We start from the raw sequence: 25,357 nt of genomic DNA, 5'->3' as shown, positions 1-25,357 counted from the left end.
GCCCTTTTTTCATGCAAATCGGGTAATGCGGCGTCCCGGGACATCGTCTTCCCCTGGACTCAGGCCGCCAGCGGCCGCGCCAGCAGCGGCAGGTCGTGGCGGCGCTCGCCGGTGGCGGCGGCCAGCGCATTGGCGACGGCGGCCGCCATCGGTCCCTGCGCCGCCTCCGCCACGCCCAGGAACGGCGCGCCCGGCTGGTCCAGCAGTGCGACCTCGATCCGTTCCGGCACGCCGGAAAAGCGCAGGATCGGGTAGCTGCTCCAGTCGATGCTGGCGATGCCCTGCGGCCCGTAGCGCAGCTGCTCGTGCAGCGTCCAGCTGGCCGACTGGATGATCGCGCCTTCGAGCTGGTTGCGGGCGCCGTCCGGGTTCACCACCTGGCCGCAGTCGGCGGCGCAGGCCACGCGCAGGATGCGCACGGCGTTGCGGTCCGGGTCGATCTCGATCTCCACCGCGATGGCCACGTAGGCCATGATGTTCTTGTACTGGCCGAAGCCGAACCCGACCCCGCGGCGCGCGGCCGGCCGGGTCGCCACGCCGGCGCGCCAGCCGAACATCGCGGCGGCGCGCTCGATCACGGCGCGCGCGCGCGGCTGGCCGCGCAGGTGCGCCAGGCGGAACTGGACGGCGTCCGTGCCGGCCAGGCGCGCCAGCTGCTCGATCGTGCCCTCGATGGTGGTGATGTTGAGGTGGGCGCCCAGCGAACGCATGGCCGAGGTGCGCAGCGGCGTCACCGGCAGGAAGTGATTGACCACGCGCGCGTTCGGGATCTCGTACAGCGGCAGCGCGTTGCGGTCGCCGCCGCCCTCGGGCTGGGGCATCGGCAGCGAGGGCGACGGCGCGATCGGCCGCGCCAGCAGCCAGGCCGGCACCAGCTTGCCGGCGTTGCCGGGCCGTTCGTTGTGCGAGCCGCTCCACAGCGTATAGTCCCACCAGCCGATGCGGCCGTCGGCGTCGAGGCCGGCGCGCACCTGCGTGACCATGGCCGGGGCATACGGCTCCCACATGTTTTCCTGTTCGCGCATCAGCTGCACGCGCACCGGGCGGCCGGGCGCGGCGCGCGCCAGCAGGGCGGCGTCGGCGGCCACGTCGTCGGCGCCGTTCTGGCCGTAGCAGCCGGACCCCTCGGTGTGGATGCAACGCACCTTGTCGAGCGGCATGCCCACCAGCTCGGCGAGCGCGGCGCGCAGCGGGAACACGCCCTGCGTGTGCGTCCAGACCGTCAGCACGCCGTCGACCAGCTGCCCCACCGCGCACGAGGGGCCGATCGAGCCGTGCAGCACGTACTGCTTGGTATAGCGCGCGCTGACCGCGCGGCCCGCCACGGCGCCGGGCGGCGGGACGTGGCCGGTGCGCAGGATCTCGATGTCCTGCGCCGGCAGCGCCTGCAGGGTGGCGTGGATGGCGCCGGGCTCGGGCAGCGCCGCCCCGCCTTCCCAGCGCACGGCGCCGTTCAGGGCGTTCATCGCCGTCACCGCCTGCCATTCGCCGTCGGCCAGCACGGCCAGGTAGTTGCCGTCGCGGACCACCTGGCGCACGCCGGGCAAGGCGCGCGCCGCGGCCAGCGCCCCTTCCAGGCCGGCAGCGACCAGGCGCGCCCCGGGGCGCGGCGGGCGCACCACGCGCGCATGCAGCATGCCGGGCAGGCGCAGGTCCTGCACGTAGGCGGCGCCGCCGGCCAGCTTGGCCGGGATGTCCACGCGCGGCAGCGGCTTGCCGATCAGGCGGTAGCGCGCCGGGTCGCGCAGCGGCGACGTGCGCGCGGCCATGCGGTGCAGGTCGATGCCGCGCACCGCCTCGCCGTAGTGCATGCTGCGCCCGTCCGGCGCCACGGCGCGGCCGGCGCGCAGCAGCACCTGGCTAGCGTCCAGCCGCCACTGGGCGGCGGCGCCGCCGCGCAGCAGGGCCGCGACCTGGCTGGAGGCGTGCAGCAGCGCCGTGCCGCTGTCGGCGATCGAGTGGCTGCCGGCGGTGAAACCTTCGTTCGGGGTCAGCGCCGTATCGCCGGCGATGAAGCGGATCGCGCCGGGTTCCAGTTCCAGCTGTTCGAGCGCCACCTGGATCAGCGCCGTGCGCACGCCGGTGCCCAGTTCCACCTTGCCGCTGCAGACCGTCACCTTGCCGTTCGGCGCCACGCGGATCCAGGCGTCCAGCATCGGGGTGTTCTTCAGGCTGCCGGGCAGGCGCGCGTCGGCCAGCGGCGGCAGGCCCATGGCGTTGAACTCGGCCAGCGCGGCCCCGGGCAGCAGCGAAAAGCCCAGCACCAGGGCGCCGCGCCGGACGAAGGCGCGGCGCGCCGGGTCGATGTCCTTGTCGATGGTCGTCATGCCAGTCCCTCCTGCGCCACTTCGCGGATCGCCGCGAGGATGCGGTGGTGGGTGCCGCAACGGCACAGGTTCGGCTCCATCCAGGTGCGGATCTGGTCCTCGGTGGGGTGCTTGTGCCGCTCCAGCAGCGCCTGCGCGCGGGCGATCATGCCGGCGATGCAGTAGCCGCACTGCGCCGCCTGGTGCTTCAGGAAGGCGGCCTGCAGGCGGCCAGGCTTGTCGACGGTGCCCAGGCCCTCGACGGTGCGCACGGCGCGGCCCTCGAGTGCCGCCAGCGGCGTCAGGCAGGAAAACACCGGCTTGCCGTCGACGATGACGGTGCAGGCGCCGCACTGGCCCATGCCGCAGCCGAACTTGGCGCCGTTGAGCTTCAGTTCGTCGCGCAGCACGTACAGCAGCGGGGTGGCGGGATCGGATTGCAGCGCCTGGCGGCGGCCGTTGACGGTGACGTTGGTGCTCATTGTTCGGACTCCTTGCGCGCTTTGGCGCTGGCGGCGGCGACGTCGCGCCAGGCGGGTTTGCCGGCCAGGCCGGTACGGACGTAGTCGGCCAGCTCGGCGACCTGGGCGTCGGTCAGCACGTCGCGAAACGGCGGCATGTAGACGTGCGACGCGGGCTGGTTCCAGGGGATGCCCTGCTGGACGGCCTGGATGAAGTTGGCCGGGCTCGCGGACTGCAGGGCGCTGCTGCGCGCCAGCGCGGGGCGCGCGGCCAGGCGCATCATCGGCGCGGCGTCGGTGTGGCAGCCGGCGCAGGCGGCGGCGAACAGGCGCGCGCCGGCGGCGGACGGCGGCCGGACCGGCGTTGCGGCGGCCGCCGCCGGCGCGGGTTCCTGGATCGACATCAGGTAGGCGGCCATCGCCTCGACGTCGGCGCGCGGCACCTCGGCCAGGCGCTCGGTCACGGGACGCATCGGACCCTTGGCGGCGCCGTGGGCGAGCGACAGGCCGCCGCGCAGGTAGTCCACCAGTTCCCGTTCGCGCCACGGCACGGGGCCGGCCGCCAGGCGGGTGAGGTCGGGCGCGTCCCAGCCGTCGATGGAGCCGCCGTGGAAGGCCGGGCTGCGCTCGCCGCCGGCCAGCGTCAGGCCGCTGTGGCAGGAGGCGCAATGGCCCAGCGTGTCGACCAGGTAGCGGCCGCGCGCGAGGGGCGTGGCCTGCTGCGCGGGAATCGTGGCGTCGCCGGGGCGCAGGTACAGCACGTTCCAGGCGGCCAGCAGCGGGCGGAAGTTGAGCGGGAACACGAGCTCGTTGTCCGGCTGGCGCACCTTCACCGGGGCGCGCGTCATCAGGTACTGGTAGGCCAGTTCGATGTCGCGGTCCGACATGCGCGTGTAGTGGATGTAGGGGAAGGCCGGATACAGCAGGTGGCCGTCGCGCGCCACGCCTTCGCGCAGCGCGCGCCGGAACGCGGCCAGCGTCCAGCGCCCGATGCCGGTCTCGGGGTCGGGCGTGATGTTGGTGCTGTAGATGGTGCCGAAGGGCGTGCGCAGCGGCAGGCCGCCGGCATACGCCGGACCGGCGCCGTTGGTATGGCAGACCATGCAGTCGCCGAGCGCCACGACGCGCGCGCCGGCGGCCAGGATGGCCGGGGCCGGCGGCGCGGGCGGGGCGTCCGCGGCGGGGAACGGGGCCGGCCGGGTCCACGCGTACAGGCCGCCCAGCACGACGGCGACGCCGGCGGCGGCGAGGCCGCCGGCCAGGCCGAGGGTGCGTAGTCTCATCGCAGTTCTCCTCTTGTCGATGGGGCGATTGTGGACAAGCGTCATGCCCGACGCCAGTTATACGAAGGGATAGTCGCATGCGCGGCTCGCCGCCGGAAACCGCCGGCATACTGTAGTGGAGGAACGGCCTGCCGATTTTTGCGTTTCGCGCAATACTCCCTTGCGTCCCTTCCGCTTCCCTCCGGATCGGCCGGCGACTAAGCTGGGGACGCTGCCAGGAGAAACCGATGCAAGCCACGACCACCACCGCCGCCGGATTCAATCGCGCCCACGCCCTCGTGCTGGCGGCGGGCCACCTCACGCTCGGCCTGATGACGCCGCTGGTGCGCGCGCCCGGCCAGCCGGCCGACGTGGCCGCGGAGCTGGCGCTGGCCGCGCGCGCCGGCGCCCTCGGCGTCGCCGCGCTGTGGACCCGCGACGTTCCCCTGATCATCCCGCAGGGCAGCAGCGGCGACGCCGCCGTGCTGGACGATCCGTTCGTCTGGCTGGCCGCGCTGGCGCTGGCGGCGCCGCAGGCGGCGATCGGCACCGCGGCCGCCGTGCTGCCGCTGCGCCATCCGCTGCACCTGGCCAAGGCGGCGTGGTCGCTCGACCGCATGAGCGGCGGACGGCTGATCCTCGGCCTCGGCTCCGGCGACCGCCCGCAGGAATTCGCCGCCTTCGGCGTGGGGGAGGGCCGCGACGCGCTGCTGCGCGAGCGCTGGGCCGTGCTGCGCGCCGCGCTGGCGCCCGGGGGCGATCCGGCCCTGCAGGCGGTCACCGGCGGCTTCGCGCCGACCGCGCCGCCGCAGGCGCGCATCCCGCTGCTGGCCGTGGGCAGCATGCGCCAGTCGCTGCAATGGATCGCGGCGCACGCCGACGGCTGGGCCACCTACCACCGCGAGGAAGCGCGCCAGCAGGGACGCATCGCGCTGTGGCACCAGGCGCTGCGCGAGCGCGCCGGCGGCCTGGACAAGCCGTTCGTCCAGTCGCTGCAGCTGGAACTGCTGGACGACCCGCATGCCCCGGCCGTCCCGCTCGAACTGGGCCTGCGCGCCGGACGCCATGCGCTGCTGGCCTACCTGGAGCGCATGGCCGGCCTGGGCGTGGCGCACATGCTGCTCAACCTGCAGGGCGCGCGACCCGTCGCCGCCCAGCTCGAGGAACTCGGCGCGCACGTCGTGCCGCGCCTCCCATCGATGACGACGAGGACACCATGAACGAGACTTCCGCGCCGCGCGCCCTGATCGTCGGCGGCTCCCTCGGCGGCCTGCTGGCCGCCATCACCCTGCGCGCCATCGGCTGGCGCGTCGACGTGTTCGAACGCTCGCCGCATGCGCTCGACAGCCGCGGCGGCGGCATCGTGCTGCAGCCGGACGTGCTGCACGCCTTCCACTTCGCCGGCCTGCACCATCCCGGCACGCTGGGCGTGGCGTCGGGCGACCGCGTCTTCCTGGACGCCGGCGGCGAGGTGGTGCAGCGCGGCTGGCAGCCGCAGACGCAGACCTCGTGGAACATGCTGTACGGCGCCATGCGCGCGATGCTGCCCGATGCCTGCCTGCACCCGGGCCAGGTGCTGGAACGCTTCGAGCAGGCCGGCGGCCAGGTGCGCGCGCACTTCGCCGGCGGGCGCGTCGAGACCGGCGACCTGCTGGTGGGCGCCGACGGCGCGCGCTCCACCGTGCGGTCCCAGCTGCTGCCGCAGGTGGCGCCCGCGTACGCCGGCTACGTCGCCTGGCGCGGCCTGGTGCCCGAGACGCGCCTGGACGGCGCGGACCGCGCGCTGCTCGACGGCGTGTTCGCCTTCCAGCAGGGCGAGGACCACCAGCTGCTCGAATACCTGGTGCCGGGCGAGGACGGCGCGACCGCGCCGGGACGGCGGCGCTGGAACTGGGTGTGGTACCGCAAGGTGGCGGAACAGCACCTGCCCGCGCTGCTGCGCGGCCGCGACGGACGCAGCCGGCCGTTCTCGCTGCCGCCGGGCCAGTTGCCCGACGCCCGCGCGGCCGCGCTGCGCGCCGATGCCGACGCGCTGCTGGCGCCCGTGTTCGCCCGGCTGGTGGGGCTGACCGAGGAACCGTTCGTGCAGCTGATCCAGGACCTGGCCGTGCCGCGCATGGTGTTCGGACGCGTGGTGCTGGTCGGCGATGCCGCCTTCGTGCCGCGCCCGCACACGGCCGGCAGCACGGCCAAGGCCGCGGCCAACGCGCTGGCGCTGGCCCAGGCGCTGGCGCGGTCGGACGTCCCGGTCGAGCAGCGCCTGCGCGACTGGGAAGTGCTGCAGTTGCGCGCCGGCACCACGATGACGCGCTGGGGCATGCAGATCGGCGCGCGCATCATGGGACTGGACCGCGCCGCGCCGCCTCATACGAAGGGATAGTGGGCGGCGCGCACGGGTGGGCATAAGATGGTGTCACGATGTCAGCGCACACCGCGCTGCGCACGTTAACCCGACTGGAGGGGCCGCCGGCCCCGGGGAGCGAAATCATGAAGTACTACCTGACCTCCGTGGTGTTCGCCCTGCTGATGGGTGCCGTGTGCGTGGTGCTGCAGCCGCACCCGTTTCCGCAGGCGGGGTTCGCCGTGACGGGATTGTTCAGCGCGCACGATGCGCAGGAGGCGGAGACGGCGCAGGAAGAGGCGATGCCGGCGTGAGGCGGCAGGTGGCGGACGGGGCGGGCCGGGCGTTGGAGGGCGGTCGCGCCGGCGAGGGGTTTTTTGGGGAGGCGCGGGCGGAACGCCCGGGGCAGAGTCCTTTGAAAGGCAACGCCGGGCGCTGACCTCTGCGCCGCGGGTGGAACACCGGGCTCTGACCCCTGAGCCGCGGACGGAACACCGGGGTCAGAGCCCTTTGAAAAGCAACACCGGGCTCTGACCCCTGCGCTGACCCCTGCGCTGGCCCCTGAGCCGCGGGCGGAACACCGGGGTCAGAGCCCTTTGAAAGGCAACACCGGGCTCTGACCCCTGCGCTGACCCCTGCTTCTTCAGCCGCGCAGGAAGGCCAGCAGGTCCTGGTTCAGGCGGTCCTTGTGGGTCGTGGGCAGGCCGTGCGGGGCGCCTTCGTAGACCAGCAGGCGGCCCTGCGGCAGCAGCTCGACGCCGCGGCGCGCGGTGGTGTCGATGGGGACGACCTGGTCGTCGTCGCCGTGGATCACCAGCGTGGGCACGGTCATCTTCTTGAGGTCTTCGGTGAAGTCGGTTTCCGAGAACTGCTTCACGCACTCGTAGGCGGCGCGGATGCTGCACTGCATGCCCTGCAGCCAGAACGTGTCGCGCACGCCCTGCGAATCCTTGGCGCCGTCGCGGTTGAAGCCGTAGAACGGCGCGGCGAAATCCTGGAACAGCTGGGCGCGATTGGCCTGGACGCCGGCGCGGATGCCGTCGAACACCTCCATCGGCACGCCCTTCGGGTTGGCGTCCGACACCACCATCTGCGGCGTCACCGCGCCGATCAGCACGGCGGCCTTGACGCGGTCGGTGCCGTGGCGGCCGATGTAGCGCGCGACTTCGCCGCCGCCGGTGGAGTGGCCGACCATCGTGATGTCGTTCAGGTCGAGCGCCTCGATCAGCTGGGCCAGGTCGTCGGCGTAGTCGTTCATGTGGTTGCCGTGCCAGGTCTTGCTGGAGCGGCCGTGGCCGCGGCGGTCGTGGGCGATCACGCGGTAGCCGTGGTTGGCCAGGAACATCATCTGGTCTTCCCAGGCGTCGCCGTTCAGCGGCCAGCCGTGGCTGAAGGTCACGACCGGGCCGTGGCCCCAGTCCGTGAAGTGGATCGTGGTGCCGTCGCGGGTCGTGATGGTGTTGGAGGTGCGGGTGATGGTCATGGCTCGTCCTTTCAGGTGAAGACACCGCCGGCGGGCGGCAGGATCCCGGATCGGACTACGCGAAGGCTGCCGCATCCGGACCCGTGCATTCTGCGCGGGGCCCGCGAGCGCGGTCTAGGCATACGAACGTATAGGTCGGCAGGGCAGGCTGGCCGTAGGGATTGCCGTCAGTTCACACCCGTTGCCCGCTCGATCGCGCAGTTGAGCGCCAGCATGCGCGCCAACGGCGGATGCGTGCGCAGGCGCTCGCGCCACCACTTCAGCGCGGCGCCTTCCTCGCCGGTGCGCCAGGCCAGGTACAGCGTCTCGTCCGGCTTGGGCTCTTCCACCGCCTTGACGACCAGGCGCCCGGCCGCGATGTCGGCGCGCGCCCAGGCTTCGGGCAGGAAGCCGAAGCCCAGGCCGGCCAGCTGGAATTCGTACTTGGTCTGCATGTCCGGCACCGTCAGCGTGTCCTGGCCGAACAGCAGGCCCACGGTGCGCGCCTGCAGCAGGCGCACCGAGTCGGCGACGGAGACGGCGCGGTGGGCCGCCAGGTCGGCCTTGCCGAGCCGGTACGGGACCCCGGCCAGCGGATGCGCGGGCGCCACCACGAACACGAAGGACATCGTGCCCAGCGGCTCGGCCGTGTAGCCGCCGCCCGACGGGCCTTCGCCGGCCGCGCCCACCAGCAGGTCGACGCGGCGGTCGAGCAGGCTTTCCCAGGTGCCCGACAGCGATTCGCGCACGATGCGCAGGCGGGTCTGGTCCGCCACCTCGTAGAAGGCACGGATGTCGTCCTGCAGGCCGAGCGGGGCCAGCGCCGAATCCATGCCCAGCGTGAACTCGGTCTCCCAGCCGGAGGCGACGCGGCGCACGCGGCTTTCCAGGTCGCCGGCGGCCTTGAGCAGGTAGCGGCCTTCCTTCAGCAATTCCTCGCCCGCCGCCGTCAGGACGACGCGCGGCCCGAAGCGCTCGAACAGCTGCACGCCGAGGTCGTCTTCCAGCTTCGCGACGGTGTAGGAAATGGTCGACGGCACGCGGTACAGCTCCTTGGCCGCGGCGGCGAAGGTGCCGCGGCGGGCGATGGTGTCGACGGTGAGCAGGGCGTCCAGGCTGATTCTGAGCATGCGGGGGTGTTCTCCAGGGGCGGCGCGGCCGATCCGCGCGGCAGGCGCATCCTATCAAAAAACGCCGCCGCCGTTGCGTCGAGAGCGGGGGGCGATCAGGGTGCCGGTCAGCCTGCGGCCAGCCCGAGGTCGCCCGCCATGCGCGCGCGCAGCACGAACTTCTGGATCTTGCCGGTGACGGTCATCGGGAAGGCGTCGACGAAGCGCACGTAGCGCGGCACCTTGTAGTGCGCGATGCGGCCGCGGCAGAAGTCGCGGATCTCCTCGGCATCGGCCTGCATGCCCGGACGCAGGATCACGCAGGCGCACAGCTCCTCGCCGTACTTCGGGTCGGGCACGCCGACGCACTGCACGTCCAGCACCTTGGGATGCGTGTACAGGAACTCCTCGACCTCGCGCGGATAGATGTTCTCGCCGCCGCGGATCACCATGTCCTTGGCGCGCCCGACGATGCGGCAGTAGCCGTCGGCGTCGATGGTGGCCAGGTCGCCCGTGTGCATCCAGCCGGCCGCGTCGATGGCTTCGCGCGTCCGGTCCTCGTCGCCCCAGTAGCCCCGCATGACCGAATAGCCGCGCGTGAGCAGCTCGCCGGGCTGGCCGCGCGGGACGATGCGGCCGTCGCCATCGACGATCTTGACCTCCAGGTGCGGCAGCACGCGCCCGACCGTGCCGACGCGGCAGTCGAGCGGGTCGTCGACGGCGGTCTGGAAGCTGACCGGCGAGGTCTCCGTCATGCCGTAGGCGATGGTGATCTGCTCCATGTGCATCTGGCGCATCACGCGCTGCATGATCTCGGCCGGGCAGGGCGAACCGGCCATGATGCCGGTGCGCAGCGAGGACAGGTCGTGGTCGGCGAAGCGCGGATGGTCGAGGATCGCGATGAACATCGTCGGCACCCCGTGCAGCCCGGTACAGCGTTCGTCCTGCACGGTGGCCAGCACGGCGCCGGCGTCGAAGCCCTCGCCGGGCTGGACCATCGCCGCGCCGTGCGTCACGCAGGCCAGGTTGCCCAGCACCATGCCGAAGCAGTGGTACAGCGGCACCGGGATGCACAGCCGGTCCTGCGCCGTCAGGCGCATCGCCTCGCCGATGAAGAAGCCGTTGTTCAGGACGTTGTGGTGGGTCAGCGTGGCGCCCTTGGGCGCGCCGGTGGTGCCCGACGTGAACTGGATGTTGACCGGGTCGTCGAACTGTACCGTGGCCGCCACCCGGGCCAGCCGCGCCAGGTCGGCGGCGTCGGCGCGCTGCGCCACCTCGTCGAAGTTCAGCATGCCCGGGGTCCGCTCCGGTCCGAGCCGGATCACGTGGCGCAGCAGCGGCAGGCGCGCCGCGGCCAGCGCGCCCGGCGCCGCCTGCGCGAGTTCGGGCACCACCTCGGCCAGGATCGCGAGGTAGTCGCTGCTCTTGAAGCCGGGCGTGAGCACCAGGGCGCTGCAGCCGACCTTGCCCAGCGCGTAGTCGAGTTCGGTGGCGCGGTAGGCCGGATTGATGTTGACCATGACCAGGCCGGCGCGCGCGGTGGCGAACTGCACCAGCACCCATTCGGCGCAGTTCTGCGCCCAGATGCCGACCCGGTCGCCGGGCTGCAGGCCCAGCGCCAGCAGCCCGGCGGCCAGGCGGTCGGCGCGCTCGCGCAGTTCGCGGTAGCTCCAGCGCACCTGCTGGCGCGGCACCACCAGCGCGTCGCGCTCGCCGAAGCGCGCGACGATGCGGTCGAGGTGGCTGCCGATGGTGTCGCCGATCAATGGGACGGCGCTCGCGCCGTGCACGTAACTCGCCTGCTGCATGCCTCGTCTCCTGTACTTGTCTTGTGCGGGACAGTGTAACCCCGCACCGGCACGGGTGAAAACGGCGATCGTCGAAAAAATCGATGGTAGAACGAAAAATAACTCGTTTTTCTTGTGGCGGCCGGCCGTCCATAATGGACTCCATCGAAACGCGCTCTGCAGGACACGACGGCAAGACACCGGAAACTGCGATGCGCAAGGCGTTCGAACGGTTCGAACGCCAATCCACAGGAGAGACCATCATGCTGAACGTACGTAAAAGCCAGGACCGCGGTGTCGCCAGTTTCGGCTGGCTGCGCTCGCAGCACACCTTCTCGTTCGGTCACTACTACGACCCGGCGCACATGGGCGTGGGCCCGCTGCGGGTGATCAACGAAGACCGCGTGGCCCCGGGCCGCGGCTTCGACCCGCACAGCCACAAGGACATGGAAATCATTTCCTACGTGCTGGACGGCGCGCTGGAGCACAAGGACAGCATGGGCAACGGCTCGGTGCTGCGCCCGGGCGACGTGCAGCGCATGAGCGCCGGCAGCGGCGTCACCCACAGCGAGTACAACCATTCGCAGAGCGAGCCGGTGCACTTCCTGCAGATCTGGGTGATCCCGGACGAAGCCGGCGGCGCCCCGGGCTACGAGGAAAAGCATTTCGACGCCGAATCCAAGCGCGGCCGCCTGCGCCTGGTCGCCTCGAAGGACGGCCGCGACGGCTCCGTGACGATCCGCCAGGACGCCGCCATCTACGCAGCGATCCTGGACGGCGCCGACACCGTGAGCCATCCGCTGCGGGCCGGCCGCCAGGCCTATGTGCAGGTGGCGCGCGGCGGCGTGACGGTGAACGGCTGCGCGCTGCAGGCGGGCGACGCGGTGCAGGTCAGCGAGGAAGCCGTGGTCGCGCTGGGCGAGGCGCGGGACGCCGAGGTGCTGCTGTTCGACCTGCCCGCCTGATGCATTGCATTTCATTTGCTGGATTGGCAATTTCATTCAAGGAGAAACGACATGGACACCACTAAACTCTATCCGATCGGACGCGCCCTGGCGGGCCTGCTGTTCCTGGTCTCCGGCATCAACAAACTGCTGGCCTTCGGCTACGTGGCCGGCTGGATGAACAGCATGGGCATCCCGGCGGCGGGCCTGCTGCTGGTACTGACCATCCTGCTCGAAGTGGGCGGGGGCGCGGCCCTCGTCACCGGCATCGGGGCGCGCTACGCGACGGCGGCGCTGGCCCTGTTCCTGGTCCCGGTCACGCTGATCTTCCACGGCTTCTGGCATGCCGACGCGGCCGAGTTCCAGAACCAGCTGAACCACTTCCTGAAGAACGTGGCGATCCTGGGCGGCATGCTGGTCCTGTTCGGCATCGAACAGCAACGCCACGCCGAGCGCGGGGTGCGCGCCACCCTGCTGCGCAGCCGCGCGGCCTGACCGGCGCGGCGCCGGCGCCAGCACCGCCGCCGGCGGTGCGCGTACAATCGGTCCGCACCCGTCCTTTCACGGGGCGGACCTGGCAACGAACGAACAATGAACGCATCGAACGACGGGGGTAAGCCATGGAAGTGAAAACGCATCGCGGCACGGGACCGCTGCAACAGGTGATCGAGATCGGCCAGCACCGCATCTTGACCGACGTGAGCCGCGCCTTCGGCGGCGAGGACAGCGGCCCGGAGCCGCACGACATCCTGGCCGCCGCGCTGGCCGCCTGCACCACGCTGACCGTGACGCTGTACGCGCAGCGCAAGGGCTATGCGCTGGACGAGGTCAAGGTCTCGATCACGCACGGCCAGGAAGGCGCCGCCTACGCGCTGCACCGGCACATCGAATACGTCGGCCAGCTGGCCGACGAGGAAAAGGCGCGCCTGACCGACATCGCCAACAAGTGCCCGGTCCACAAGACCCTGTCCGGGCAGATCGCCATCACCACGGAGGCGCACTGACATGAGCATCCTCGATCCCCACGACGAAGCGGCGATGGTGCAGACGATCGTCGTCCCGCGTACCCACGACCTCGGCGACGGCTTCGAGGTGCGCCGCGCGCTGCCGCACAAGGAACGCCGCATGGTCGGGCCCTTCGTCTTCCTCGACCAGATGGGACCGCACGTGTTCCAGCCCGGCCAGGGCATCGACGTGCGCCCCCATCCGCACATCGGCCTGTCGACCGTGACCTACCTGCTGTCCGGCGAGATCTCGCACCGCGACAGCCTGGGCACCTTCCAGGACATCAAGCCGGGCGAGGTCAACTGGATGACGGCCGGCAAGGGCATCGTCCACTCCGAGCGCACCGGCCCGCAGGTGCGCGCGGCCGGCTCCATGCTGTCCGGGCTGCAGTGCTGGGTGGCGCTGCCGCAATCCAAGGAAGAGAAGGACCCGGGCTTTTCCCACACCGGCGCCGACGCGCTGCCGGTCATCGAGGGCGACGGCGCCACTGCCCGCCTGATCGCCGGCGAGTACTTCGGCAAGCGCTCGCCGGTGCCGGTGGAGTCGCCGATGTTCTACGTCGACCTGCAGCTGGCGCCGGGGGCGCGCTTGACCATGCCCGCGGAATATCCGGAACAGGCGCTGTACATCGTCGACGGCACGCTCGACCTGGGCCGCGACGGCCGGTTCGGCCCGAACCAGCTGGTGGTCCTCAAGCCCGGCGCCAGCGTCACCCTCGGGGCGCTGCAGGATGCCGGCGCGCGCGTGATGCTGCTGGGCGGCGAGCCGATGGACGGTCCGCGCTACCTGACCTGGAACTTCGTGTCCAGCTCGGCCGACCGCATCGAGCAGGCCAAGGAAGACTGGCGCGCCCAGCGCTTCCCGCAGGTGCCGGGGGAGACCGAGTTCATCCCCTTGCCGGACCTTCCCGGCAGGCCGGTCCGCTATCCCTGAACCGTCGGGTGGACGGGAAACCCGTCCACCCGGCGAGCCGAGGATCCACAAACGATCCACAAACGGTCCGCAAACGATCCGCCGCATGCCGCACGCGGCGCGGCCGTCCACGTCCATCCAGAAGAGAGAGAAAGAGAGAGCACCATGAAACCCGTCCAGACCACCGCCGCCATCGCCCTCGCGCTGTCGGGCCTGTTCGCCGCCGCCGGCGCCGCCGCCCAGGCCGACCTGATCCTGACCAACGGCAAGATCGCCACCATGACGAAGGAGGGCGAATTCGTGCAGGCCGTCGCCGTCAAGGACGGCAAGGTGCTGGCCACCGGCAGCAACGCCCAGGTGCTCAAGCTCAAGCGCCCGGACACGCAGCTCATCGACGCCGGCGGGCGCACCGTGATCCCGGGCCTGAACGACTCGCACCTGCACGTGATCCGCGAAGGCCTGAACTACAACATGGAGCTGCGCTGGGACGGCGTCACGTCGCTCAAGCGCGCGCTCGAGATGCTCAAGGAGCAGGCCGCGCGCACGCCGGACGGCGAATGGGTCAAGGTCGTGGGCGGCTGGAACGAATACCAGTTCGAGGAGAAGCGCCTGCCCACGCTGGAGGAAATCAATGCCGCCGTGCCGGACAAGCCGGTCTTCATCCTCTACCTGTACGGCCTGGGCTTCCTCAACAAGAAGGGCGTCGAGACGCTCGGCTACACGAAGGACACCAAGTACAAGGACGGCGAGGTGGAGATCGGCGCCGACGGCAAGCCGACCGGCAAGCTCATCGCCAAGCCGAACGCGCTGATCCTGTACTCGACGCTCGCGAAGACCAACAAGCTCGATCGCGCCGGCCAGGTGAATTCGACGCTGCACTTCTACCGCGAGTTGAACCGCCTGGGCGTGACCAGCGCGATCGACGCCGGCGGCGGCTTCCAGAACTACCCGGACGACTACGGCGTCTCGCTGGAGCTGGCGAAAAGTGGCAAGCTGACCGTGCGCACTTCGTACTACCTGTTCGCCCAGCGCGCCGGCAAGGAGCTGGAAGACTTCCAGCGCTGGCTCACGCTCACCCACCCGAAGCAGAACGACCATATGTTCTACCCGAACGGCTTCTCGGCCGAGGGCGGCGGCGAGAACCTGGTGGCCAGTGCGGCCGACTTCGAGAACTTCCTGGAGCCGCGCCCGGACCTGCCGGCCTCGATGGAAGAGGACCTGGAACCGGTGATCGCGCTGCTGGTCAAGAACCGCTGGCCGTTCCGCCTGCACGCCACCTACGGCGAGAGCATCGACCGCGACCTGGCCGTGATCGAGAAGGTGAACGCGAAGACGCCACTGAACGGCCTGCGCTTCATCATCGACCATGCCGAGACCATCAGCGACGCGCAGCTGGCGCGCATCAAGAAGCTGGGCGGCGGCGTCGCCGTGCAGGACCGCATGCACTTCCAGGGCGAGTCCTACTGGAAGCGCTACGGCGAGCAGGCGCGCCAGATGCCGCCGATCCGCAAGATGCTCGCCATGGGCATCCCGGTCGGGCTGGGCACGGACGGCACGCGCGTGTCGAGCTACAACCCGTGGCCGTCGGTGTACTGGGCCGTCACCGGCAAGACCGCCGGCGGCATGCAGATCTGGCAGGACCAGGACCGCCTGGGCCGCTACCAGGCGCTCAAGCTGATCACGACCGGCTCGGCCTGGATGAGCGGCGAGGAAAAGGTCAAGGGCACGCTGGCGCGCGGCCAGTACGCCGACTTCGTGGTGCTGCCGAAGGATTACTTCACGATGGACGCGGAAGGCATCAAGCGCCTGGAAAGCGTGCTGACTGTGGTGAACGGCAAGGTGGTGTACGGGGCCGGCCAGTACGAGGCGCTGGCGCCGCAGCTGCCGGCGGTGGTGCCGGCGTGGAGCCCGGTGGGCGTCTACGGCGGCTACCAGAACCGCTGAGCAGGACGCTCGCGGCCGCTGGCGGCAAGACCGTCGCCCGGGCGCAGGCGGGGGTCCGATTTGCATGCCTAGCCGCAGTGAATGCAGGAATCACGCCCCGGCCTTGCGCCGGGGCGACGTGCCGGCGCAGCGGGGCACGTGCGCGAACGCCGTTGCGGCGCTAGCGCAACCCCGCGAAATACGCCGCCGGCGGCTTGCCCAGCGCCTTCCTGAACATGGTGATGAAGGCCGTCACCGAGTCGTAGCCCAGGATGCCGGCGACCTGCTGCACCGTGGCGCCGCCGGCCAGTTCGCGCAGCGCCACGATCAGGTGCCACTGCTGGCGCCAGCGGCCGAACGTCAGTCCCGTCTCGCGCCGCACCAGGCGCGCCAGCGTGCGTTCGCCCAGCGCCAGCTCGGCGGCCCAGGCGGCCAGGGTGGCGCGGTTGGCCGGGTCCGCTTCGAGGGCCAGCGCGATCCGGCGCAGCTTCGGGTGCGCCGACACCGGCAGCGACAGTTGCGCGACCGGCGCCGCCGCCAGCTGTTCCAGCAGCACCGCCACCAGCCGCGCCGTCGGTCCCGTGCGCGGATACGCCTGGTCCTGGCGCGCCAGGTGCTGGATCAGCTCGCGCACCAGCGGACTGAGCGCCAGCGTGCAGCAGTCCGCCGGCATCGGGGCGGCCCCCGGTTCGATGAACAGGAACACCACGCGGGCATTGGCGGTGGCGCGGTTGCTGTGTGCCATGCCGCCCGGGATCCAGACCGCGTGCTGCGGCGGCGCCATCCACGTCGCGGCCGGCACCTCGCAGGTCATGGCCCCATGCACCGCCAGCACCAGCTGGCCCTTGCGGTGGCGATGCACCGGGCGCTCCGGATCGGCCTGGCCGTATGCCAGCGCCAGGGCGGTGGCCGGCAGGTCGTCGTCGTCCGGATCGAATTCGCCGGGCGCGCGCCAGGCGGGGGCAGGGCTTGTCATGTTTGAGCGATCGATTGTCTTTCCTGCTCTATTAGACCATGAATGGTGCTGCGTAGAATGACCGGGTTGCCGCTGCCCACCCGTCCGATGCGCACCCTGATCCAGTCACGTTCCGCCCGCCACGCCTGCCTGCTGGCCGGCATCCTCCTGATCGCCGCCAACCTGCGCGCGCCGTTCACCGCGCTGCCGCCGCTGCTGGCGACGGTGCGCGCCGACCTCGGCCTGGGCACCGTCGGGGCCGGCGCGCTGACGACGCTGCCGCTGCTGGTGTTCGCCATCGTGTCGCCGTTCGGCGCGCGCCTGGTGCGCGCGTTCGGCCTGGAGCGGGCCCTGGCGGGCGCGCTCGCCGCCATCGCGGCCGGCGTGCTGCTGCGCTCGGCCGGCCCCGCCGGCTGGCTGTACCTCGGCACCGGCCTGGCCGGCGCCGGCATCGCGGTGGGCAACGTGCTGCTGCCCAGCCTGGTCAAGCGCGACTTCCCCGACGACGTCGCGGCGCTCACCGGCGCCTATGCGCTGGCGGCCGGCCTCGTCGCGGCGCTGGGCTCGGCCGCGGTTGCGCCGCTGGCGCAGGCCTGGGGCTGGCGGGCGGCGCTGGCCGCGTTCGCGGTCCTGCCGGCCGTGGCGCTGCTGGCCTGGCTGGCGCTGCCCCGCGCGCAGGCGGGCATGGCGGCGGGCGCGCCGGCGCGGCGGCAGGGCCCTGCGGTGTGGCGCTCGGCGCTGGCCTGGCAGGTCACGCTGTTCCTCGGCCTGAATTCGACCGTCTACTACATCGCCATCGGCTGGCTGCCGACCATCCTGGCCGACGCCGGCGTGGCCGCCACCCGGGCCGGTTCGCTGCACGGCATCCTGCAACTGGCCAGCGCCGTGCCGGGCCTGCTGCTCGGCCCGCTGCTGCGGCGCCTGCGCGACCAGCGCCTGCCGGCCGCCGGCGCGGCGCTGCTGGCCGCCGTGGCGCTGGCCGGCCTGCAACTGGCGCCGCAGTGGGCCGGCGCGTGGGTCGCCATGTTCGGCCTCGGCAGTGGCGCCAGCTTCATCCTGGGCCTGGCCTTCGTCGGCTTGCGTACCGGCAATGCGCAGCAGGCGGCCGCGTTGTCCGGCATGGCCCAGTGCGCCGGCTACCTGCTGGCGGCGGCGGGGCCGATGGCGATCGGCGCGTTGCACGATGCGCTGGGCGGCTGGGACGCGCCGCTGGGCGCCTGCGTCGCGCTGGCGCTGGCGATGGCCGGCGCCGGCGTGCTGGCCGGGCGCAACGTCCGCATCCCCGCGTGAAGGCGGCGCACGCGATGCGTGCCGTTTCACTTTTCGGTCCGCCGCGCGTATATTGGCCGGCGCAGCCGCCCGTACACATCGCTGGATCTGGAAAGGAGTTTGCCATGGGAATCATGGAAATGGATCGCCGTGCCGGCCTCGCCGCCGGCGCCATGCCGCCCGGCACGGACACGGCCGGCATCGTCCACCGCGCCATCCTGATCCGGGCGCGCTCCGGCAGCACCTGCGCCATCGAGTACCTGAAGGGGCAGCGCGTGGCCGGCAGCGTGATCCGCCGCGTGATGACCGGCGAATCGATCCGCGCAGACGACCGCCGCGCGCTGGCGCTGCTGGCATCGCAGGCGTGACGCGGGGCCGGGTTCGCGGCAGGCCTGCGCAGCGGGCCGCGGCCGGCGAGCGGGCGCCGGCGCCGTCGACGGGCGTCAGGCGCCCGGCCAGCGTCCCGACAGCGCCGGATCGGCGCGGGTGACGACGTCGGCGAGGAAGTCCGCCACCGCGCGCACCCGCGCGGAAGCGCCGAGGTCCGCATGCATGGCCAGCCAGACGCCGTTGCTGAATACCTGGTCCGCGCCGAGTACCCGCACCATGCCGTCGCCGACCGCCAGGAAGTCGGGCAGGACGGCCAGGCCCAGGCCGGCCTGCACGGCGGCGATCTGCGTGCGCAGGCTGGAGGTGGCCAGCACGACCTGCGCCGGCGCCACCCTGGCGGCCAGCCACTGCGCGGCGGGCAGGTGGGCGTGGGACTCGTCCCAGCCGATGATGGCGCGGCCGGCCAGCGGGTCGGCGCCGGCCGCCGGGTGCCGGTCGAGGTAGTCGCGCCGGCCGTACACGCCGTAGCTCAGTTCCCCCAGCCGGCGCACGCGCAGGTTGCCGTGGGTCGGCTGCACGACGCGCAGCGCCAGGTCGGCCTCGCGTCCGCCCAGCGCCACCGTGGCCGTGGTGGTGAGGATGTCCAGGCGCAGGCGCGGATGGCGCGCCATGAAGGCGGGCAGGGCGGGGATCACCAGGTCGCTCGCCAGGTTGTCCGAGGTGGCCAGGCGCACGGTGCCGGACACGCCCGGGTTCAGGCCGGAGGCGCCGCGCTCGAACGCCAGCATGTTTTCCTCGACCGCCTCGGCGCGCGCCAGCATGCCGCGGCCCTCGTCGGTGAGGAAGTAGCCGGTCTGGTGGCGCGCGAACAGGCGCGCGCCGAGCCGGCTTTCCAGCTCGGCGATGCGGCGGCCGACGGTCGACTGGCTCACGCGCAGCGCCTGGGCGGCCCGCGTCAGGCTGCCGCCGCGCGCCACTTCGAGGAAATACTTGAGGTCGTTCCAATCCACGGGTTTTCCATTCCTGGAAAATGATCCACCGATTATTGGTGTTTTCTTTGCGGCGGGCAAGGCATACAGTGTCCCCATCGCGCCATCGGGCGCATCCACCAAGGAGAAACGACATGCTGGCGACACGCAAGCTGGGAAGCACCGGACTGGAAGTCTCGGCCATCGGCCTGGGCTGCATGGGCATGAGCCATGCCTACGGCACGCCGGACGACGCCGAATCGATCGCGACGATCCACCGCGCCATCGACCTGGGCTGCACCTTCCTCGACACGGCCGAGGTCTACGGCCCGTTCACCAATGAGGAACTGCTGGGCCGCGCGCTCGCGGGGCGGCGCGACCGCGTGCAGCTGGCGACCAAGTTCGGCTTCGTCATCAACGGCAAGGGCCTGTTCCAGGGCGCCGACAGCCGCCCGCGCCACATCCGCGAGGTGGTCGAGGCGTCGCTGCAACGCCTGCGCACCGACCGCATCGACCTGCTGTACCAGCACCGCGTCGATCCGGCCGTGCCGATCGAGGACGTGGCGGGCACGGTCGCCGACCTGGTCCGCGAGGGCAAGGTGCTGCACTTCGGCCTGTCCGAGGCCGGCGCCGACACGATCCGGCGCGCCCACGCCGTGCACCCGGTGGCGGCGCTGCAGAGCGAATACTCGATCTGGGAGCGCAACCTGGAGGCCGGCGTGCTGCCGGTGCTGCGCGAGCTGGGCATCGGCCTGGTGCCGTTCAGCCCCCTGGGCCGCGGCTTCCTGACCGGCAGCGCCAGGCGCGCCGAGGACTACGCCCCCGACGACTACCGCGCCAAGGGCGACCCGCGCCTGCAGGGCGAGAACTTCGACCGCAACATGGCGATCGCCGGCCTGGTCAAGGAGATCGCCCAGGCCCACGGCGCCGCGCCGGGGCAGGTGGCGCTGGCCTGGCTGCTGCACAAGGGCGACGACATCGTCCCCATCCCCGGCACCAAGCGCCGCAGCTACCTGGAGCAGAACCTGGGCGCGGCAGCGCTGGCGCTGACGGCCGACGACATGCGCCGGCTGGACGGCGCGCTGGACGCCATCGGCGTGGCGGGCGCGCGCTACAACGCGAACGCGCTGGCGATGATCGACCGGTAGGCGGCCCGCCCGGCGCGTGGCCGCGGCGCCGGCCGGGCCGCCGGGACCCGTGCGGACCGCGTCCCGGCCGGCGCGCCTGCCGCGAGCGGTGCGCAACGCCGCAACGCCGCAACGCCGCCATGCGGCTTGGGCGACCGCTTCCCGCGCCGGGACGACGGTCTCGCGGCGGTGGCGCCTAATGCGCCGCCAGCGCCATCCCCCCCGCCCGCAACCGGCTCGCATCCTTCGCCGGCGGCGCCCCGAACAGCCGGGCATAGTCGCGGCTGAACTGCGACGGACTCTCGTAGCCGACGCGGTAGCCCGCGCTGGCCGCATCCATCCCCGCCGCCACCATCAGCCGGCGCGCTTCCTGCATGCGCAGCTGCGTGCGGAATTCCAGCGGACTCATCGACGTCACCGCCTTGAAATGGGCGTGGAAGGTCGAGCGGCTCATGCCCGCGACGTCGGCCATGTCGTCGATGCGGCAGGCGTCGGCGTAGTGGGCGCGCAGCCAGACGATGGCGCGGGCGATCGCGTTCAGGCGGCTGTTGGCCTGCGCCATCTGGCGCACCACGTGGTTGCCCGGACCGGTGAGCAGGCGGTACAGGATCTCGCGCACCACCAGCGGCGCCAGCGCCCCGGCGTCGGCCGGCGCATCCAGCAGCGCGGCCAGGCGCACGGCGGCGTCGAGCAGCTCGGGCGTGGTGCGGTTCAGCGCCAGGCCGGGACCGTCGGCGGCCGGCTCGGGGCCGGCGGCCGGATGGCGCAGCGCCAGGTCGCCCAGCGCGGCCATGTCGAGGTTCAGGCGCAGGCACAGGTAGGGCGCCTCGGCGCTGGCCTGCACCACCGATCCCATCACCGGCAGGTCGACCGAGGCGACCAGGTAGTTGGCCGCATCGTAGACATAGGCCGTGGTGCCGAGGACGGCCTGCTTGCGGCCCTGGGCGACCAGGCACAGCGTGGGTTCGTACACCACCGGCATCGGCATCGTCGGCGCCGATGCGCGCAGCAGGCTCACGCCCGGCAGGATGGTATCGTGGGCGCCGTCGCCGGGGGCGTGGCGCGCGATGATGTCGGCGAGTCGTGCAAGCGGTTCCATGAGCGCAAGGATAGCAGGACCGCGCGCCGCCGTGCGGGCGCCCGGACGATCGTGCAATCATGCGGGACATTCGCGCTACCGCGCACCCGGCCGGCGGCCGCACACTGTGCCCCATCATCCACACCACACGAGGAGCACGACATGAGCACCACCATCGCACTGGACCACTACCGCCTGCTGGGCCGTTCCGGCCTGCGCGTCTCGCCGCTGGCGCTGGGCACGATGACCTTCGGCCAGGACTGGGGCTGGGGCGCCGACGAGGCCGAGGCGCGCCGCATCTTCGACGCCTACGTGGAGCGCGGCGGCAACTTCGTCGACACGGCCGTCAACTACACCAACGGCAGCGCCGAGCGCATCGTCGGCAAGCTGATGCAGGGACGGCGCGAGCGCATCGTCCTGTCGACCAAGTTCACGATGGCGCGCCAGCCCGGCGATCCGAACGCGGGCGGCAACCACCGCATGAACCTGGTGCGCTCGGTCGAGCAGAGCCTGCGCCAGCTGGGCACCGACCGCATCGAACTCCTGCACCTGCACGCCTGGGACGAGACCACGCCGCCGGACGAGGTGCTGCGCGCGCTGGACGACCTGGTCCGCGCCGGCAAGGTCCTGTACCTCGGCATCTGCAATACGCCGGCCTGGCGCGTGGCGCAGCTGCAGACGATCGCCGAGCTGCGCGGCTGGTCGCGCCTGGTGGCGCTGCAGATCGAGTACAGCCTGGTCGAGCGCAGCGTCGAGCACGAGCTGCTGCCGATGGCGCGCGCGCTGGGCCTGGGCGTGATGCCGTGGTCGCCGCTGGGCGGCGGCATCCTGAGCGGCAAGTACGGCAGCGCCGACCTCGACACGCAGGGAGAACGGGGCGTTTCGGCCACCCGCAAGGGCGTGATCGCCTCGTCCGGGCTGCTGAACGACACCTCGCTGGCCATCGCGCGCGAAGCGTCGGCGGTGGCCGGCGAGACCGGGGCGACGGCGGCGCAGGTGGCGCTCGCCTGGACGCTGCTGAACCCCGCCGTGACGGCGCCGGTGATCGGCGCGCGCACGCTGGCGCAGGCGCTCGACAACCTGGGCGCGCTGGACGTGGTGCTGGGCGACGACCACGTGGCGCGCCTGGACGCGGCCAGCCGGCCGGCGCCGATCTTCCCGCAGCGCTTCGTCGGCCAGCCGATGGTGCAGCAGCTGATCTTCGGCGGCGCCGAAGTGGCGCGGCGCGCACCGGCGACGCTCTGAAGGACAGGGCGCCGGCGGCGCCACCGTCGCTCAGGTCACCGGGTCGACCAGCTCGACCAGGGCGCGAAACGCCGGCACGTCGTAGCCGTCGCGCCACAGCAGGCAGGTGTCGATGCGCCCCGCGTCCAGCGTGGCCAGGCCGGCCGGCGCGTTGGCCAGCGCCAGCACGCTCGCGGGCAGCACGGTGACGCAGGCGCCGGCCGCCACGCAGGCGACCATGGCGTGGTAGGACGCCATCTCCTGGATCGTCCAGCCGGGCGTGGCGGCGATGCCCAGCAGCTCTTCGGCCCGCTGGCGGTAGGTGCAGCCGGCCGGGAAGGCGGCCAGCGAGCGCACGCGCAGCGCGCGCGGGTCGCGCGCGTGCGCCTCGCTCGCGGGCAGCAGCAGCAGCAGGGCCTCGGTCCACACCGGACGCATGCGCAGGCCCAGTTCGGCCAGGCCGGACGCGCCGCCCAGCGCCGGCGGCAGGGCGGCGAAGGCGCAGTCGATCTGGCCGGCGAGCAGGCGCTCGACGAGCTGGCGGCTCGGCCCGGTGCCGAGTTCCAGGCGCGTGCCCGGATGGCGCAGGTGGTAGCCGGCCAGCAGCGCCGGCAGGCGGCTGGCCGCCGTGCTTTCCATGCTGCCGATGCGCAGCGCGCCGCCGTCGCGCCCGCCGCTGACGACGTGGCGCGCCTCTTCTTCGAGCGCCAGCAGCCGGCCCGCATAGTCGAGCAGGCGCGTGCCGGCGCCGGACAGCGTCATGCGCTTGCCGGTGCGCACGAACAGCGCCTCGCCGAACTCCGCCTCCAGCTGCTGGATGCGCGTGGTGACGTTGGACGGCGCGCGCCCCAGGCGGACGGCGGCCTGGGTGATGCTCAGCTCGGCGGCGACGGTGCGGAAGATCTTGAGGGAGTCGAAATCCATGACGTTTCCCGGATTGGAATGCTATGATCTTATCATTCTGATTTCAAGAATGTAATCGGCAATTCATTATCGGGAGAAGAATCATGACGGCATCCGCGCAGTTCCTGGCCCGGCTCGGCATCGGGCTGCCCCTCATCCAGGCGCCGATGGCCGGCACCTCGACGCCGCAGCTGGCCGCGGCCGTCGCCGAGGCCGGCGCGCTGGGATCGATCGCGATCGGCGCGGCCAGCGCCGACCAGGCCCGCCGCATGATCGGCGACACGCGCGGGCTGACGGCGCGGCCGTTCAACGTGAACGTGTTCTGCCACGCGCGCGCGCGCCGCAACGTCGCCCGCGAGGCGGCCTGGATCGCGCACCTGGCGCCGCTGTTCGCCGAGGCCGGCGCGCAGCCGCCGTCGGCGCTGGACGAGATCTACACGAGCTTCCTCGACGACGAGGACAGTCTCAAGGTGCTGCTGGAGACGCGTCCGGCCGTGGTCAGCTTCCACTTCGGGCTGCCGGACGCCGCGCGCATCGCGGCGCTGCGCGCGGCCGGCATCTACCTGATGGCGACGGCCACCAACCTGGACGAGGCGCGCCGCATCGAGCGGGCCGGCATCGACGCCATCGTGGCCCAGGGCATCGAGGCCGGCGGCCACCGCGGCATGTTCGACCCGGCGGCGCCGGACGAGCGCCTGAGCGCGGCGGTCTTGACGCGCCTGCTGGTGAAGCGGACGGGCATCCCGGTGGTCATGGCCGGCGGCATCATGGACGGGCAGGGCATCCGCGCGGCGCTGGACCTGGGCGCGGCGGCGGCGCAACTGGGGACGGCCTTCGTGGCGTGCCCGGAATCGGCGGCGAGCGCCGCCCATCGCGCGCTGCTGGGCGGCGAGCGCGCCGCCACGACGCGCCTGAGCGCCGCGATCTCGGGCCGTCCGGCACGCGGCATCGCCACGCGCCTGATGGCGCATGGCGACGCGCCCGGCAGCCCGGCGCCGGCCGACTATCCGGTCGCCTACGACGCCGCCAAGCAGCTGCACGCGGCCGCGACGAAGGCCGGCATCCACGAGTTCGGGGCCTACTGGGCAGGGCAGGGCGCGCCGCTGGCGCGGGCCTTGCCGGCGGCGGAGCTGGTGCGGGTGCTGGGGCGGGAAGCGGGCGCCGGCAGCCTGCCTGGCTGAAAGCGCGCGCGCGACGGGCGGTTCAGCCAGCTAGCCCAGGAGCCTGCGCCCGGGCGGGAACGGGCCCGGCGCGCGCGGCGCGGGCCGGCGTCAGCCTTCGTCGGCCGGCGGCTGGATGGCCGCGCGCACGGCGTCGAGGATGCCGTCCGACGTGGCGGGGTCGGACACCGCGCGCGCCAGCGCGATCGCGCCGACCATGGCGGCCAGCGCCACCATGCCCTGTTGCGGGGCGGCGGCGCGCACCTCGCTGCCTGCCAGGCGCTCGGCCATGCGCGCGACCATCGCATCGCTGGTGGAGCTGGGCGTGCCGCGCAGGCCCAGCTCCACGCCCAGGCTCGTCAGCGGACAGCCTTCGCCGGGATTGTCGCGATGCTGCGCCGACAGGTAGTCGTCCACGAAGGCGCGCAATTCCTCGCCGTTGCGGGGATCGGGCCAGCGCGCGAGCATGTCGCCGACGGCCGCTTCGAGCGACGCCTGGACCAGCGCGTCCTTGGAGGTGAAATGGGCGTAGAAGCCGCCATGGGTCAGGCCCAGCGCCTTCATCAGGGGCACCAGGCCCGTGCCTTCGATACCGTTCTTGCGGAACCGGCGCGACGCTTCGCCGATGATGCGCTTGCGCGTTTCGGCCTTATGGTTACTGGAGTAACGCATTCTGTTGTTGCAATTCCTGCTGTGGTTGGGGGCGTTCCGCCGAGCCGCGCGGCCGGACGGATGCGAGGACTGGGTGCGCGTTGCCAAATTTGGAAAGCTGCCTTGTCACGATTGTAATCAATTGTAATGGGTAGAGCACAATTGTACAAATGCGATTCG

At 72.2% G+C, this 25,357-nt stretch carries 23 protein-coding genes and 1 pseudogene; 13 read left to right on the top strand and 11 right to left on the bottom strand.

All coding sequences use genetic code 11. From position 1 onward, the window contains the following. Nucleotides 1–59: 59 nt before the first annotated feature. From QZ749_RS13820 to QZ749_RS13810, 3 genes are read right to left on the bottom strand one after another with little or no spacing between them, the layout of a single operon-like run. Nucleotides 60–2,327 carry a molybdopterin cofactor-binding domain-containing protein gene (locus QZ749_RS13820; RefSeq protein WP_296947867.1) on the bottom strand — a complete coding sequence of 756 codons (2,268 nt, stop codon included), beginning with the start codon at nt 2,325–2,327 and terminating at the stop codon, nt 60–62. Continuing rightward, the gene (locus tag QZ749_RS13815) at nt 2,324–2,788 is read right to left on the bottom strand and encodes a (2Fe-2S)-binding protein (protein ID WP_296947864.1); all 465 of its coding nucleotides are present in this window, start codon (nt 2,786–2,788) and stop codon (nt 2,324–2,326) included. The genes QZ749_RS13820 and QZ749_RS13815 overlap by 4 nt, the downstream gene beginning before the upstream one ends. Beyond that, nucleotides 2,785–4,050 (bottom strand): c-type cytochrome, encoded by a 1,266-nt coding sequence (locus tag QZ749_RS13810; RefSeq protein ID WP_296947861.1) that lies wholly within the window; start codon nt 4,048–4,050, stop codon nt 2,785–2,787. The genes QZ749_RS13815 and QZ749_RS13810 overlap by 4 nt, the downstream gene beginning before the upstream one ends. A 227-nt stretch (nt 4,051–4,277) precedes the next feature. On the opposite strand from QZ749_RS13810, the gene QZ749_RS13805 reads away from it, so the two are divergent. The 3 genes from QZ749_RS13805 to QZ749_RS13795 all read left to right on the top strand — a co-directional run bounded on the left by QZ749_RS13805 (nt 4,278) and on the right by QZ749_RS13795 (nt 6,684). Continuing rightward, complete coding sequence (locus tag QZ749_RS13805) at nt 4,278–5,249, top strand: TIGR03571 family LLM class oxidoreductase (protein WP_296947857.1); 972 nt, start codon at nt 4,278–4,280, stop codon at nt 5,247–5,249. Continuing rightward, nucleotides 5,246–6,409: an FAD binding domain-containing protein gene (locus QZ749_RS13800; RefSeq protein ID WP_296947854.1), complete on the top strand. Its 1,164-nt coding sequence runs from the start codon at nt 5,246–5,248 to the stop codon at nt 6,407–6,409. The genes QZ749_RS13805 and QZ749_RS13800 overlap by 4 nt, the downstream gene beginning before the upstream one ends. Before the next feature lie 107 nt (nt 6,410–6,516). Further along, nucleotides 6,517–6,684, top strand: coding sequence for a hypothetical protein (locus tag QZ749_RS13795; RefSeq protein WP_296947851.1), 168 nt, complete (start codon nt 6,517–6,519; stop codon nt 6,682–6,684). A 329-nt stretch (nt 6,685–7,013) separates the two neighbouring features. Here QZ749_RS13795 and QZ749_RS13790 read toward each other — a convergent pair whose 3' ends face one another. From QZ749_RS13790 to QZ749_RS13780, 3 genes are all read right to left on the bottom strand, one after another. Further along, a complete protein-coding gene (locus tag QZ749_RS13790) occupies nt 7,014–7,853 on the bottom strand; it encodes an alpha/beta fold hydrolase (protein ID WP_296947849.1) in 840 nt (279 codons plus the stop codon). 167 nt (nt 7,854–8,020) lie between these two features. Then, a complete protein-coding gene (locus tag QZ749_RS13785) occupies nt 8,021–8,962 on the bottom strand; it encodes a LysR family transcriptional regulator (RefSeq protein ID WP_296947847.1) in 942 nt (313 codons plus the stop codon). A gap of 107 nt (nt 8,963–9,069) precedes the next feature. Continuing rightward, on the bottom strand, nt 9,070–10,749 hold the full coding sequence (locus QZ749_RS13780) for an AMP-binding protein (RefSeq protein ID WP_296947845.1): 1,680 nt from the start codon (nt 10,747–10,749) through the stop codon (nt 9,070–9,072). A 242-nt stretch (nt 10,750–10,991) separates the two neighbouring features. On the opposite strand from QZ749_RS13780, the gene QZ749_RS13775 reads away from it, so the two are divergent. From QZ749_RS13775 to QZ749_RS13755, 5 genes are all read left to right on the top strand, one after another. Continuing rightward, the gene (locus tag QZ749_RS13775) at nt 10,992–11,693 is read left to right on the top strand and encodes a pirin family protein (protein WP_296947843.1); all 702 of its coding nucleotides are present in this window, start codon (nt 10,992–10,994) and stop codon (nt 11,691–11,693) included. A gap of 51 nt (nt 11,694–11,744) precedes the next feature. After that, on the top strand, nt 11,745–12,167 hold the full coding sequence (locus QZ749_RS13770; RefSeq protein ID WP_296947841.1) for a DoxX family protein: 423 nt from the start codon (nt 11,745–11,747) through the stop codon (nt 12,165–12,167). Nucleotides 12,168–12,292: 125 nt separating this feature from the next. Beyond that, the gene (locus QZ749_RS13765; RefSeq protein ID WP_296947838.1) at nt 12,293–12,676 is read left to right on the top strand and encodes an OsmC family protein; all 384 of its coding nucleotides are present in this window, start codon (nt 12,293–12,295) and stop codon (nt 12,674–12,676) included. 1 nt (nt 12,677) lies between these two features. Continuing rightward, a complete protein-coding gene (locus tag QZ749_RS13760) occupies nt 12,678–13,610 on the top strand; it encodes a pirin family protein (protein ID WP_296947835.1) in 933 nt (310 codons plus the stop codon). A 144-nt stretch (nt 13,611–13,754) separates the two neighbouring features. After that, nucleotides 13,755–15,533, top strand: a complete 1,779-nt coding sequence (locus tag QZ749_RS13755; RefSeq protein ID WP_296947832.1) for an amidohydrolase — start codon at nt 13,755–13,757, stop codon at nt 15,531–15,533. A gap of 160 nt (nt 15,534–15,693) precedes the next feature. On the opposite strand, the gene QZ749_RS13750 is transcribed toward QZ749_RS13755, so the two are convergent. Continuing rightward, complete coding sequence (locus tag QZ749_RS13750) at nt 15,694–16,488, bottom strand: helix-turn-helix transcriptional regulator (RefSeq protein ID WP_296947830.1); 795 nt, start codon at nt 16,486–16,488, stop codon at nt 15,694–15,696. 42 nt (nt 16,489–16,530) lie between these two features. On the opposite strand from QZ749_RS13750, the pseudogene QZ749_RS13745 reads away from it, so the two are divergent. Then, nucleotides 16,531–17,562 (top strand): annotated as a pseudogene (locus QZ749_RS13745) (MFS transporter); the annotation flags it as partial. Nucleotides 17,563–17,861: 299 nt separating this feature from the next. After that, complete coding sequence (locus tag QZ749_RS13740; RefSeq protein ID WP_296947823.1) at nt 17,862–18,104, top strand: hypothetical protein; 243 nt, start codon at nt 17,862–17,864, stop codon at nt 18,102–18,104. Between the two features lie 75 nt (nt 18,105–18,179). Here QZ749_RS13740 and QZ749_RS13735 read toward each other — a convergent pair whose 3' ends face one another. After that, nucleotides 18,180–19,076 (bottom strand): LysR family transcriptional regulator, encoded by an 897-nt coding sequence (locus QZ749_RS13735; RefSeq protein WP_296947821.1) that lies wholly within the window; start codon nt 19,074–19,076, stop codon nt 18,180–18,182. A 113-nt stretch (nt 19,077–19,189) separates the two neighbouring features. On the opposite strand from QZ749_RS13735, the gene QZ749_RS13730 reads away from it, so the two are divergent. Then, complete coding sequence (locus QZ749_RS13730) at nt 19,190–20,182, top strand: aldo/keto reductase (RefSeq protein ID WP_296947818.1); 993 nt, start codon at nt 19,190–19,192, stop codon at nt 20,180–20,182. A gap of 175 nt (nt 20,183–20,357) precedes the next feature. On the opposite strand, the gene QZ749_RS13725 is transcribed toward QZ749_RS13730, so the two are convergent. Next, the gene (locus QZ749_RS13725) at nt 20,358–21,260 is read right to left on the bottom strand and encodes an AraC family transcriptional regulator (protein WP_296947816.1); all 903 of its coding nucleotides are present in this window, start codon (nt 21,258–21,260) and stop codon (nt 20,358–20,360) included. A gap of 141 nt (nt 21,261–21,401) precedes the next feature. On the opposite strand from QZ749_RS13725, the gene QZ749_RS13720 reads away from it, so the two are divergent. Then, on the top strand, nt 21,402–22,484 hold the full coding sequence (locus tag QZ749_RS13720; RefSeq protein WP_296947813.1) for an aldo/keto reductase: 1,083 nt from the start codon (nt 21,402–21,404) through the stop codon (nt 22,482–22,484). Nucleotides 22,485–22,514: 30 nt separating this feature from the next. Here the strand turns inward: QZ749_RS13720 and QZ749_RS13715 are convergent, their stop codons facing one another. Then, nucleotides 22,515–23,387 (bottom strand): LysR substrate-binding domain-containing protein, encoded by an 873-nt coding sequence (locus tag QZ749_RS13715; protein ID WP_296947810.1) that lies wholly within the window; start codon nt 23,385–23,387, stop codon nt 22,515–22,517. Between the two features lie 83 nt (nt 23,388–23,470). Between QZ749_RS13715 and QZ749_RS13710 the strand changes: the two genes are divergently transcribed. Next, nucleotides 23,471–24,547, top strand: coding sequence for a nitronate monooxygenase family protein (locus tag QZ749_RS13710; protein ID WP_296947808.1), 1,077 nt, complete (start codon nt 23,471–23,473; stop codon nt 24,545–24,547). Between the two features lie 90 nt (nt 24,548–24,637). Here QZ749_RS13710 and QZ749_RS13705 read toward each other — a convergent pair whose 3' ends face one another. Further along, entirely contained in the window at nt 24,638–25,198 is a 561-nt protein-coding gene (locus tag QZ749_RS13705) for a TetR/AcrR family transcriptional regulator (protein WP_296947803.1), read from the bottom strand. Nucleotides 25,199–25,357: the final 159 nt, after the last annotated feature.

The organism is uncultured Massilia sp., from assembly GCF_913773735.1.
Lineage (GTDB): Bacteria > Pseudomonadota > Gammaproteobacteria > Burkholderiales > Burkholderiaceae_D > Telluria.
This window is presented reverse-complemented; position numbering and strand designations above follow the sequence as displayed.